We start from the raw sequence: 12,300 nt of genomic DNA on the forward strand, positions 1-12,300 counted from the left end.
TGCAGAAAACCAGTAGCTACCAGGCCCGCTATGACCCGCCGCTCCCAACGGCAAACACTGGCGCCCGTCTAATGCCGTGAGCCTGCCCCACAATCTCTGGAGGAAATCGATGCCAGTTCAAAATGTACAAACACCCGATGGAGTCACCTTGAAAGTGACCGATGTGGGGAGGGGCCTGCGATCCTGCTTATCCATGGCCTCGCCTGCAATACCAGCGATTGGTTTACGCAGATCGCATATTTTCGACGGACTCACCGGGTCATTGCCTTGGACCTCCGCGGCCACGGCCGTTCCTCCGTTCCCACGGAAGGATATGGAACGGCGTCCTTTGTGGCGGATTTCATCTCGGTACTGGACGCCCTCGGCGTCTCGTCCGTAGTCGCCGTCGGACATTCATTGGGAGGTTTGCTGGCCAAGGCTCTAGCAATCACGCACCCCGAACGCGTCTCAGCCGTAGTGGCAATCGACCCGTCAGGGGGGCTGCCGGACGCGCAGAACGTGTACAAGTCGTTAGCGCCACTGGTCGCCCAACCGGGTGGATTGGCATCGATCTTCGAGCGCTCAGAGAGCCAGTTGACGCCACCTCACTCCCGTGAGGCCCACCAGTATGGAGCCCTGGTCACCGACATTTCGGTTTTGACGAAGGTCTGGCATGAGTGCTTAGTGGCTCCGGGAGTACTCATGTCGGATACGGAGGCGCTCCGGCAGAGGCGAGCCCCGCTCCTGGTCCTGCACGGTAAAGCCCAAGTCGGCGCCGTCGAGCGAGACCAGGAGATCTTCGTTCACCCTGCGGACCATTCGCTCGAACTTCCGGTCGGCCACTGGATTCACCATGATCTGCCGGAGCTGACACACGAGATCATCACTCAATGGCTGAGTAAGCTCGACGACTGATTCAGTGCCGGTGACAGACTTGCGGCCCTGTGATGCGGACGGGAGCCCGTGGCTTACCAAGCGGACGCGCGCTTATTGCTCGCGTCCGCTTGGTGCATGAGGCCATTAACTGACGAGGCGGCAAAGTCGCTGCCTCCCGTGATTCGGATGCGATGTGGTCTTGCTTATTTCTGGTGTCGCATCCAGGCACACCATAACGGGTACGGAAACCCGCTATTCGCGCGGGTTACCGCCCAAGATACGCAAGGTGATAATGGAAGCCGCCTCATGGTAAGTCCGGAAATTCCGCGGTACAGCATCCCTGCCTGTCAACGTGGTCCTGGCGGTTTCGGATACGAGCGTCAACAGGCCGCGGGCCATAATGGCCGCCTCCAATGGGTCAATCGAGTTGTCGAGTAACAAAATTGAGTCCGATATGGACTCAACCAGCTTTTCGCTATCACGGCGGAACTGAACCAAGGTCTCAGCCCCGTCCCGGGTTGTCGCCAAGCGAACAAAATAGAACTTGGCCTCCAGCGGATCCGTGCGCATCCACTCCAAGGCATGGCGCATTGATTGGACGCCCCATCCATGGAGGTCTGTAATGCCAGAGGTCAACTCGAAGAAGCTTGCCAGTTTGTCCGTAACTCCTGCCATGAGGGTTTCGATAATCTTCGTTTTTGACGAGAAGTGGTAATAGACCGCAGATGGCGTCATTTTGGCATGAGTTGCTACGACAGCCATGGAAACATCCGACGGATCGTCGGTAGCGAAAAGTTCCAAGGCGGCTGCCAAGAGTGATGATCGTCGAGACGGCCGATGCGCGGACCTGGCTGGCTGCTGCTTCAAAATGTACTTTCAGTCGTGGCGTGATGTTTCCAGAAGTATAGGGCGAGCCGCTGTCGACAAATTCGCGGCTCACCGAAGGTCACCCGACGCCGGATGGCCAGGCTCGACGAAGTCCTCTTTTCCTGCCGTGATTCCCGCGGGATGCGCTCAGGAGAGGTCACCGAGCCATGTTGTAGGGGCTCGAAGAAATTTTCATCCATGTGGTGTTCGTCAGGCCTTCCTCAACATCGGGAATCGGGACCCTGCTGGTCCCAGTGCAGCCGGCAGTGAATCCTTCCCAGCGCCGTCCAACTTATTCGAAACGGATTGTAGTTAGTAGATGCGTTCCGCTGCTCCAAAGTCAATGCCTCGAAGGCTTGTAATTGGAAGGTGCCTCTAGTAACGTTTTCAGGTAGTTAGTAGAGACACTCTTGAGTAAGTAGGGATCTGCCGATGACGGAAGACTCGGAAGTACCAAGCGTTCGTGTCCTTCCAAGCGATATATCTTTCAACGTCCAGCCTGGGATGACGGTGTTCCAGGCGGCAGAGACGAACGGGATTTGGTGGCCAACACTCTGTAACGGGTCAGTTGAATGCACGCGTTGCTACATGGAAGTTCTAGAGGGGGAAGAATTTGTCTCGCCGATGGACGAGACGGAACGGAAGGCTTTGGACCGGGTCCGGTGGCAGGGCGGTCCGCCAGGGCAGGAGCGATTGGCCTGCTGCGCAAAAATCAACGGAGATATTCTCGTGAGGCGGCGGAGCGTCCGCGTTCGCGAGGATGCGGACAAAAGGAAAGAACCATGACAATCAGCGATGACATCAAGGCATATCACTCGAATGTGGAGGTATATGGACTGAAGTACCCGGCGGACGCCGAGTACCCCGAGTCCATTGTCCTGACTCCTCAGGAATCACATATCCCCGTTGAGGTCTATACGTCAGAAGCTCAGCTTGACCTGGAGTTCAAGCAGATCTGGTACAGCATGTGGCAGGTGGCTTGCAGGACGGAAGAGGTGGACAAGCCCGGCGACTACCTTGAGTACGTTATCGGCGATCAGTCCTTCCTCATTGTTCGGGGCGAAGACGGTCAGCTTCGGGCCTTCCAGAACGCTTGCCGGCACCGTGGCACGCTGCTCAAGCACGGCATCGGAAACGCCAAGGACATCAAATGCTCCTTCCACGCCTGGTGCTGGTCCTTGAAGGGCGAGCTTCAGGACATCCCCGACCGTCAACTGTTCCCTGGGGTTACCGACGAGGAGTATGCACTGCCGGAGGTTGGCTGCGACACGTGGGGCGGTTGGGTCTTCATTCACCCCAAGCCTGAGGGAGCGCCGACGCTGCGGGAGTTCCTTGCCAGGACGGCGACTGACCTTGAGCCCTACCACATGGATCGCTACCGGGCGACCATGCACGCCAGAATTCCGCTGGAATGCAACTGGAAGGTGGCGCTGGAGGCCTTCCTGGAGGCCTACCATGTCTCCTCCACACACCCGCAGATCACGCCGTACCTTGACGATGTCAACACCCTGCATACGACTTTCGGGGACCACAGCAGGATGATCGTGCCCTACGGCGTGCCCAGCATGCGTTTGGAGCACGTCGACGAGGCCGAGATCTATGAGGCATATTTCAGCCGCTCAGCGACGGCATTCAGGCATTCAGAGGCTGCGAAGGCGACCGGGCAATCGGTTTCGGACCTCCCTCCGGAACTGTTCGATAAGGACGGAGAGTGGATCGGCGAGGGCACAATGCGCGACTACCTCATCCGGCGGGCGCAGGAGACTGGCGCAAAACTTGGCCATGACTATTCCGGCTTGACCAGGGAACAAATGATCGACGACTACGACTACCATGTCTTCCCCAGTCTCAAGTTCAATTCCCACGCCGGCGGTGCCCTCGGATTCGTATCGCGCCCCCACCCCACCGATCCGAACAAATGCTTCTTCGACGTCTACACCCTCGTCTGGCCGGACGAGAACGCCGCGCCTCCCGAGCCGGCGCCTCTTCTCGAGATCGATATCACACAGCAGAGCATGGGCACAGTCCTCGACCAGGACTTTGACAATCTCTGGAAAGTCCAAAAGGGCCTGCACAACAGCAGCCTGAAGCATGTCACATTCGGTTCCTCGGAGGTCAGGGTTGCCCACTTCCACACCGTGCTCAACCGGTATCTGCAGGAACCAGTCCAAAGCTCTAAGTAGGAGAACGAACGATGACCCAAATTCACGATCACGAGTCACCGCAGACGGCGGAGAACCTGCCCCCGGAAGAGGATCTTGAGCGTCTTTACACGGTGGCAAAGACGATTCAGGTCTGCGACCAAAAAATTCAGAAAGATGTCAAAGCCGGCACCCTGAAAGCCGCGACCTATCCGGTGGCAGGATTGGAAGCGGTGTGCGCGGGGCTCGCTCTGGCCCTGAACCCTGACGACTACCTGGTCTCGACCTACAGAAACCTCGGTGATGTTATCGCCAAGGGTGTGCCGCTGAGTCCCGTTATCGCTGAGATTGCCGGGCGCGCCACAGGTGTCGCTAAGGGCAAAGGCGGGGCGATGCATATTGCTGATTCCGCATACGGGCTTATGACAACGACGGGGATTGTCGGCTCTGGGTTGCCCATTGCAGCCGGCTTGGCATTGTCGTCGCTGCTAGCGGGGGACGGCAAGATTACCGCTGTGACCTTCGGCGACGGCGCCACTTCCATCGGTGCGTTCCATGAGGCGATGAATTTGGCGGCTGTCTGGAAGCTGCCCATTCTGTTTGTTTGCCAGAACAACCAGTGGGCCGAGCACACTCCCACGGGCGATCACATGGTCATCACCGAAATTGCCTCCAAGGCCAAGGGCTACGGCATGGAGTCGGCGACAACCGATGGTTTCGACCCGGTGGCGACCCTCGAAGTCCTGCGGCGGGCGACGGAGTCGATCCGGAACGGCGGCGGTCCCTTCTTTGTCGAAGCCGTGACCTATCGGCTCAGCGGACATACGTCGACGGCAGACTACTCCTATATGCCCAAGGAAAACCTGGATGCCGCCCGGGGTGCCGAGCCAGTGGGCAAACTGCGTGAGCTACTGGAAAGCTCGGCGGTACTCAGCAAAGAACGACTGGAAGAGATTGACGGCCAGGCACTCGCCGACGTCGAGGATGCCTTTGCCTTTGCCTACGCCAGTGATTACCCGGATCCCCGGGAGGCATTTACCGACGTGTTTTCAACCAAGACGATGGAGATTTCAGCATGACCACCGGTGCAGCCACCAACGAATCCTCCCGGATCGTAAACATGTCCAAAGCCCTCAACGAGGGCATGGACGTAGCGTTTGGACTCGATGAACGAGTCGTGCTGCTGGGCGAGGATGTAGCCGACCCGGCAGGCGGCGTCTTCAAGGTCACGAAAGGCTTGTCTGAAAAGTACGGCACGGACCGGGTGAGGGCCACTCCCATTGCCGAGGCCGCAATCGTCGGCTCTGCCATCGGTCTTTCTCTGGGAGCTACCGGCCCATCGCCGAAATCATGTTCTTCGACTTCATCACTGTTGGACTCGACCAGATTGTCAACCACGCCGCCAAACTCCGCTACATGAGCGGGGGCCATACTCCGGTTCCGCTTACGATCCGCACCACGGTCGGCAGTTCGCGGTTCGGCGCGCAGCATGCCCAGTCGCTTGAGAGCTGGTTCATGCACACGCCTGGCATCAACGTCGTCGTCCCGTCCACTCCTGCAGATGCGCGGGGGCTGATGCTGACCAGTATCTTCGGCGACGACCCGACACTGTTCATTGAACACAGCGAAATGCTCTTCAGTGTGAAGGGTCCCGTTCCGGACGGTGATGTGCGCATTCCGTTCGGAGTGGCCGACATCAAGCGACACGGAAGTGACGTTACGGTGGTCACATACGGACCCCAGGTGGCGATTGCTCTTGCTGCAGCTGAAGAACTGAGCGCGGAGGGCATCGAGCTTGAGGTAATTGACCTGCGTACGCTGGTTCCGCTCGATATGCAGACCGTGCTGGAATCGGTCTCGCGTACGCGGCGGGCCATCGTGACCCATCAGGCCACTACGTCCGTAGGACCGGGTGCCGAGATCGCCTCGCGTATCACAGAGGAGCTGTTCAGCGACCTGGAAGCTCCCGTTGTTCGTATCGGGGCGCCCTCCGTTCCGGTGCCATTCTCGACTTCACTGAACATTTTCCCCACCCCGGAAACGATCAAGGACGCCGCCCGGCAGCTTTGCCGCGTCCCGCTTTCGACGAAGTAGCAGACCGCGCCCACAGCCGTTGGCCGCGGGAGGCCTGGATGAAGCATGACGGCGGAAGTGGTTTGTATTCTCCGCATGGTCTTTCTTTAGGCATTGCAAGTTAACACGAGGAACTCCTGTGACCCGGCCTTCTGTCGCGGGGTCACAGGAGTTCCTCCCGTTAAGCATGCATGCGGATGGTGGGGCCGCCGCAGGGTTGGGGTCACGTGCTGAGGTGACGGCGGTTCTGGTTGTGGTTCGTTGTGGTGTGGGTCTCGGGCAGAAGGTGGGCGGCATTGTGTTGGTGGAGATGTGGGTTTTGTTGGTTGTGGTTGGTTTATGACAGTGGAGGCGCGTCCGCGTCGTGCTGCGCATCGGCCGTCGCGGCGGCAGGAGATTATCGAGGCTGCGATTGTTGTTTTTGCCCGGAAGGGATATCGGCTTCTATTGCTGAGGTGGCGCATGAGACGTCGATGAGTCTGGCGTCGATTTATTATCACTTCCAGGGCAAGCCCGAGTTGTTCACTGCGTGTGTGTTTGAGGTCAGTCACAGGATTATGAATGCGACGAGTTCGCAGGAGCCCTCGGAGAAGCTTTTGCAGACCCGGGAGGCGGTGAATCTGGTGTGGACCTGGGCTGAGCATCACCGTGAGGAGGCCAGGCTTTTGTATGTGTGGGCTGTTGCCGGTCCTCCTGAAGCGAAGGCGGTTCGTCACCGGTTTGAGGAGTATTACGTGCGCCGGGCGCGGCGGCGCATGCGTCGTGTTGGGGGCTCCACGCCGCTGGATTTTGCGGTGGAACGGTTGGCGTCCAGGACGTACATGTCGTTGGCGATGGGTGTCGCTGAGGCATGGGTGGAGGAACATCCTCTGGGAGGAACGTTGGACCAGCACAGGATCGCGGCGGCACTTGCAGAGGTCAGTGTGCGGCTTACCGGAGTTCCCTGAGAACCACGCGCAGGTTCTGCTGAACAACGGGCACGGCAATTCACGTGCACGACGCGTATTGCCCATTCGGTGCGGCGGCTCCTCGATGTTGTGCAGCCGGTCCTAATGACTGTTTGAAGCTGGGCACCGCACTATAGCGGGCATAGTCAGGCTGTTGGCCACGAAGTGCCGCAGCCTTGATTCCATAAATTTCGGGTAATGACTGTTCACCCTCATTGAGATAGTGTACTCTCTTCATTAGAGGGCACTCTCGCAAATGCCTCAGCGTCGAGGGCGTCGCACATCGAATCCCACAAGGAGAAGCATTGACTAGAGAACAGCCGGCTCTGCATGCCGCACCAATGGGGCTACGAGAGCAAGCGAAGCTGGAGGTCATGCGGCGCATTCGCGCAGCGGCCGTCGATCTTTTGGCGACCAAGCCCTACGCCTCGATCACAACTAAAGAGGTCGCAACTCGCGCAGGAATTGGCGACGCAACCTTTTTCCGCTACGTCTCGTCAAAGGACGAATTGCTCACACTGGCTTATGGCGACCGGATGGACTCTGTGCTGGACGAACTCGAGCATGAGGACGACCTCATTGAAGCGGCGGGCAACGATACAGGCGGCCGATGGTACTGCGACCGCATTCGCAACCTCTACAAGGCTCGCGCTGAGTTTTATCTGCAAGACCCTACTAACGCGGCACTCTATCTGCGGCAAGGATTCGACATGACGAGCCCTGGCCGCGAACGCGCCATCCAGCAGGGCGACAGGCTCATTGCACGGGCACGGCGGATTCTTGCCGACGGTCAGGCTACCGGCCAAATCTATGCCGACGTGGATCCGCTGGCCGTGGCACAAAACTGCCAGGGAATTTTTATCCATGAAGTTGATCGCACGCCCGTGCGCGGCTTTGAGCCCACGACAATTTGGCAGAGGGTCAATGCCCGGCTGAGCGCCCAACTCGATCCGCTGGTTCTCAACGAGCGGTCAACCGACCCGAAAAAGTCAGCCCCCTAGAACGAACAAGCAGCGTCAAACCGAAGGAGTACGGTGTCTCTTTACCCGGATCTTAAAGAAGGGACGGTCGTTGTTGATGGTATCGACGTCCGCTTCTACGACAGTCAGCGCGGCAATGGTGAGCCGCCTGTAGTGCTCCTCCATGGCATGGAGGGGTCCGCCGAGAAGGATTTCTGGGCACTGTTTCCGATGCTGGCCTTCACACGTCGAGTGATCACTTTTGACTTCGGCCTACCCAAAGATGGGCAGGACCTTACACTTGAACACTGCGTGGCCCAGGCCCAGGCCGTTATTGAAAAGCTCGCACCAGGTAGCCCCGTTGCACTGGTGGGATATTCGTTCGGCGCTGTCGTAGCGGAAGCCACAGCAGCACGGAAACCTGACCTCGTCGCATCCCTGGTGCTCATTGCCGGCTGGATGAAGACTGACCGGCATCAGCTGGTGCGAAACGGCATCTGGCGCGAACTCGCCCAATCCGGGTCATCTGCGCTCTCTGACTTCAACCTCTACTCGAGCTACAGCGCGCATTATCTATGCGCCCGGACCGAGCGTGACTTTCAGGAAATCGTCGAGAAATCAAGGCGTTCCTCGATTTCGCCAGTTGTCATAAAACTCAGCGACAACATCGACATTGGAGCGGAAGTGCAGACAATCAGCGCTCCCACGCTCGTCGTTGGCTGCATACACGACCAAATTGTGGACGTAAGCCACAGCCGTGAACTGTTCGGAGCGATTCGGGATTCACGCTACGTCGAGATAGAGGCGGGGCATGCGGTAGTGCAGGAACGTCCTGCTGAACTCTTCATGCTTATCGACAACTTTGTTGCGGCACCTCACGCCACATCTCCAGGCGATGTTTACGCCACCTCCACCCCCTAATGCATCTGACTACGAAGAAAGCACATGATGAACAGTCAAAATGTCCTGGCTGACAACGAACAGTTACAGAAGGAAGCCGAGCGGGTCAACGTCGCGATTATCGGCTCCGGCTTCTCGGGGACCGGGCTGGCAATCCAGCTCAAGCGCTCCGGCGAAGAGTCCTTCGTCGTACTAGAGCGAGAGCATTCACTCGGGGGAACGTGGCGCGACAACCACTACCCCGGGGCCGCCTGCGACGTTCAGTCGCACCTCTACTCATACTCGTTCAAGCCCAAGCCTGAATGGTCGCGCGTCTACGCCCGGCAGCCTGAAATCCTCGAGTATCTGCGCGATTGCGCAACGAGTGAGGGTGTTGACCGGCACATGCGGTTCGACAGCGAAGTGCTGGGTGCGGCGTGGATCGAAGAATCAAACGAGTGGCTCATTAGCACCGCAAACGGTAGCTATTTGGCACGCGTACTGGTTACTGCCTCGGGCCACCTCTCAGACCCCAAATATCCCAACATTCCAGGAATCGACGACTTCAAAGGTGCAAAATTCCATTCGGCACGTTGGGATCACGACACCAGTCTTGAGGGCAAGCGCGTCGGCGTGATCGGCACCGGCGCCTCGGCGATTCAGATCATTCCCGAGGTGGCCAAGGTCGCCGGGAAGCTCACTGTCTTTCAGCGTTCAGCACCCTACGTTGTCCCGCGCATGGACCGTGAATACAGCACAGCTGAGAAGAACATGTTTGCCCGCTTGCCCCATACGGCCGAGAAACTTCGCCGCGATCTTTTCTGGGCAGGTGAGGCGCGATTCCCGCAACGCCGTGGTATCGAGAGCTTCATTAGCAGGGTCGAAGGACTTGCGCTTGATCACCTGGCTGATCAGATTAAGGACCCGGACCTCAGGGCCAAGCTAACGCCGGACTATGCAATCGGGTGTAAACGGGTTCTTATCTCGAATGAGTACTACCCAACCTACCTGCGTGAGAACGTTGAGCTCGAGACGCAGGGCATCGAACGGATCACTGAGAATGCTGTTGTCATGAAAGATGGCAGCAAACATGACTTGGACGCGCTGATCGTCAGCACCGGTTTCGAGACCAGTGACCTCCCCATTTCGCACCGCATTCATGGGACGGATGGGCTACTGCTGGCTGACCACTGGGCACGGGGCGAGCAAGCATACGCCTGCAGCACGGTCAACGGATTCCCCAACCTCTTCATTATGAACGGTCCCAACTCAGGTCTCGGCGCTGGGTCCATCATCTTCGTGATTGAGTCCCAGATTGACTACATCCTCGGCGCCCTCGATTACCTTCACCAGAACGGTTACACGCGGATGGAGGTAACGCAGGATGCCGAGATGGATTTCGCGGCGATGATTGACCGCAACGCACAAGGAACGGTCTGGCTTGAGGGCGGCTGCAAGAGCTGGTACGTGGATGAGCGAAACGGACGACTTTCGACGATTTGGCCCGACTTCATGAGCCGCTTCCGTGATTCGAATGGCGTGTTCCGCCCCGAAGCTTATGAAGTACGGTCCTTGGCCGAACAGAAGGTCTAACAAGCGAAGAATCTCTAGCTTGCTTGGCGTGCGAAATAGAGCCGCGCCGCAGCAAACCATTCAGGGAAAGTGAAACAACCATGAACACCAGTACTCAGCTGCAGGAATTTCCTGTGACTGATCGCATCGATGTGGAAATTCCTGTCGAAGGGGGAATTAGTCTCCACGCGTGGCTCTACATCCCCGTCAGCGGTCAGGGGCCCTTCCCGGCGATTACCATGGCGCACGGGTTTGCCGGTCTGAAGTACCGCGCATTGTCGGACTACGCCGAATACTTCTGTTCCCTGGGTTTTGTTGTTCTTGTGCATGATCACCGGAACTTCGGGCTCAGCGGCGGCGAAATCCGGGGAGATATCGATCCCTGGCAGCAGATTGCCGATTGGCGTCGCGTGATTTCCTACGTGGAGTCCCGTCCCGAAGTCGACCCCAACCGTATCGGGCTTTGGGGGACCAGTTATGCGGGCGGCCATGGCCTGGTGCTGGGCGCCACCGACCGCCGGCTCAAGGCCGTTACCGTCCAGGTACCGACAATCAGCGGATACGAACAGAGCCTTCGGCGCATTAAGCCGGAAGATCGGGCTTCTGTGGAAGCCGTTTACGACGCCGACGAGCGTGCCCAACTGGCTGGGGAGCCGCCGGCCCGGCGTGCGGTAGTCAGTCTGGACCCGGAAGTTCCTGCAGCTTACCGATCTGCAAAGCTGATCGCGTACCACGAGCTTTTTCCGCTCCCCGAAGGCGTCGAGGCAGCGGAAACTATCACCGTTCGGTCCTCTCGGCGGGCGGCCATGTACGATCCGGGCCAGTTTGTAAGCCGGGTATCGCCGACGCCGCTGCTGATGGTTGTCGCTTCCCACGACGAGACAACCCCCGCCGATCTGGCGCTGGAAGCCTATGAGCGTGCCCTTGACCCGAAGCGTCTTGTAGTCGTTGCCGACGGTCACTTTGAGTCGTACACGAAGCACCTGCGAGAAACGCGGGCTGCTGCCGGCACGTGGTTCCTGGAGCACCTATGAACAGCCTGGGCAATCAGGTGATCCACGGCGTCCAAACCCGTATTCAAAGGAAGACCGACCATGAGTATTAGCGAACAGCTTCAGGTGAGCACCCCCGTGATGGGATTGGACAGCCCGATTGCGGTGGTGACCGGAGGGCGCGGATCGATCGGCCGTGCCGTTGGCGATCTCTTCCTGGGTAGAGGGCTGCGCGTTGCCTCGGCCGATCGCCAGCCCGCGGTCCAGGAGTCCGCATCGTCGGACAACGACCTACAGGTGCATTACGAAGCCGGCGACAAAAATGGCGCGCAAAAGCTGCTGGAGTCACTCCCAGCGGGCGCGACGATTCAGCACCTTGTCCTGGCTGCCGGCATCTATCCGGAAAGTGACTTCGCCGGCATCAGCGAGGATGCCTGGCAGGAGTGCCTCGACATCAACCTCACCGCCGTTTACCGGATGATCCGTGCGGCGTTGCCGCGGCTGACGGCGGATGCCTCCATTGTTTTGGTCAGCTCCATTGCCGGGCTGCGGGGAAGCAAGGGCCATGCCCATTATGCGACGAGCAAAGCAGGACTGCTTGGTCTCATGCGATCCGTCATGTGGGAGCTGGGCGACCAGCGGCGCATCAACACAGTATCTCCAGGCATTATCGAGAACCCCATGACGCAATCACTGCGCGAAGGCGCGGGTGGCACGATCCTCAGCAGCACGCCGCTGGGCCGGTATGGAACTCCGGAAGAAGTGGCCGCGGTCATCGATTTCCTGTGCAGCCCCTCCGCCTCCTTCATCCACGGGGAGAACGTCAGCGTTAATGGTGGCTTCTATGTCAATTGAAAATGTGGAGGGCGTTATGTGCGCCGTAGCCGCGGAGCGCCACTGCGACGACGTTGTGGGCTCGCTGCCGACGTTGACGATTCGTGGTGCGGTGTTGAATTCGTTGGGGGTTGAGGGTCCGTATGCGGGGAGCCGGCCTATAACGGTGGATGAGCTTACG

The 12,300-nt window shown here is 58.7% G+C and carries 12 protein-coding genes and 1 pseudogene; 12 read left to right on the top strand and 1 reads right to left on the bottom strand.

Annotated elements, in window-relative coordinates:
- The first annotated feature begins 183 nt into the window (after window positions 1–183).
- Window positions 184–894, top strand: coding sequence for an alpha/beta fold hydrolase (locus G205_RS20770; RefSeq protein ID WP_268743689.1), 711 nt, complete (start codon window positions 184–186; stop codon window positions 892–894).
- A 213-nt stretch (window positions 895–1,107) separates the two neighbouring features.
- On the opposite strand, the gene G205_RS19485 is transcribed toward G205_RS20770, so the two are convergent.
- A complete protein-coding gene (locus tag G205_RS19485; RefSeq protein ID WP_338058440.1) occupies window positions 1,108–1,722 on the bottom strand; it encodes a TetR/AcrR family transcriptional regulator in 615 nt (204 codons plus the stop codon).
- A gap of 432 nt (window positions 1,723–2,154) precedes the next feature.
- Here G205_RS19485 and G205_RS24140 point away from each other — a divergent pair, with 432 nt between their 5' ends.
- The 11 genes and pseudogenes from G205_RS24140 to G205_RS19545 all read left to right on the top strand — a co-directional run bounded on the left by G205_RS24140 (window position 2,155) and on the right by G205_RS19545 (window position 12,140).
- Window positions 2,155–2,508, top strand: a complete 354-nt coding sequence (locus G205_RS24140) for a 2Fe-2S iron-sulfur cluster-binding protein (protein ID WP_009359522.1) — start codon at window positions 2,155–2,157, stop codon at window positions 2,506–2,508.
- Entirely contained in the window at window positions 2,505–3,905 is a 1,401-nt protein-coding gene (locus G205_RS20775) for an aromatic ring-hydroxylating oxygenase subunit alpha (protein ID WP_009359523.1), read from the top strand. The genes G205_RS24140 and G205_RS20775 overlap by 4 nt, the downstream gene beginning before the upstream one ends.
- A gap of 11 nt (window positions 3,906–3,916) precedes the next feature.
- Window positions 3,917–4,942 carry a thiamine pyrophosphate-dependent dehydrogenase E1 component subunit alpha gene (locus G205_RS19505; RefSeq protein WP_009359524.1) on the top strand — a complete coding sequence of 342 codons (1,026 nt, stop codon included), beginning with the start codon at window positions 3,917–3,919 and terminating at the stop codon, window positions 4,940–4,942.
- Window positions 4,943–5,007: 65 nt separating this feature from the next.
- Window positions 5,008–5,432, top strand: a pseudogene (locus G205_RS23280) (alpha-ketoacid dehydrogenase subunit beta); the annotation flags it as partial.
- Window positions 5,433–5,492: 60 nt separating this feature from the next.
- Window positions 5,493–5,957: a transketolase C-terminal domain-containing protein gene (locus G205_RS23285; RefSeq protein WP_235047103.1), complete on the top strand. Its 465-nt coding sequence runs from the start codon at window positions 5,493–5,495 to the stop codon at window positions 5,955–5,957.
- A 434-nt stretch (window positions 5,958–6,391) separates the two neighbouring features.
- Window positions 6,392–6,883 carry a TetR/AcrR family transcriptional regulator gene (locus G205_RS19520; protein ID WP_009359527.1) on the top strand — a complete coding sequence of 164 codons (492 nt, stop codon included), beginning with the start codon at window positions 6,392–6,394 and terminating at the stop codon, window positions 6,881–6,883.
- Window positions 6,884–7,188: 305 nt separating this feature from the next.
- On the top strand, window positions 7,189–7,884 hold the full coding sequence (locus G205_RS20780) for a TetR/AcrR family transcriptional regulator (protein ID WP_152419643.1): 696 nt from the start codon (window positions 7,189–7,191) through the stop codon (window positions 7,882–7,884).
- Window positions 7,885–7,917: 33 nt separating this feature from the next.
- On the top strand, window positions 7,918–8,763 hold the full coding sequence (locus G205_RS19530; protein ID WP_009359529.1) for an alpha/beta fold hydrolase: 846 nt from the start codon (window positions 7,918–7,920) through the stop codon (window positions 8,761–8,763).
- A gap of 24 nt (window positions 8,764–8,787) precedes the next feature.
- A complete protein-coding gene (locus G205_RS19535) occupies window positions 8,788–10,314 on the top strand; it encodes a flavin-containing monooxygenase (protein WP_009359530.1) in 1,527 nt (508 codons plus the stop codon).
- Between the two features lie 80 nt (window positions 10,315–10,394).
- On the top strand, window positions 10,395–11,327 hold the full coding sequence (locus G205_RS19540) for an alpha/beta hydrolase (protein WP_152419644.1): 933 nt from the start codon (window positions 10,395–10,397) through the stop codon (window positions 11,325–11,327).
- Between the two features lie 60 nt (window positions 11,328–11,387).
- Window positions 11,388–12,140 (top strand): SDR family NAD(P)-dependent oxidoreductase, encoded by a 753-nt coding sequence (locus G205_RS19545; RefSeq protein WP_009359532.1) that lies wholly within the window; start codon window positions 11,388–11,390, stop codon window positions 12,138–12,140.
- Window positions 12,141–12,300: the final 160 nt, after the last annotated feature.

Source organism: Arthrobacter nitrophenolicus, assembly GCF_000332815.1.
GTDB lineage: Bacteria > Actinomycetota > Actinomycetes > Actinomycetales > Micrococcaceae > Arthrobacter > Arthrobacter nitrophenolicus.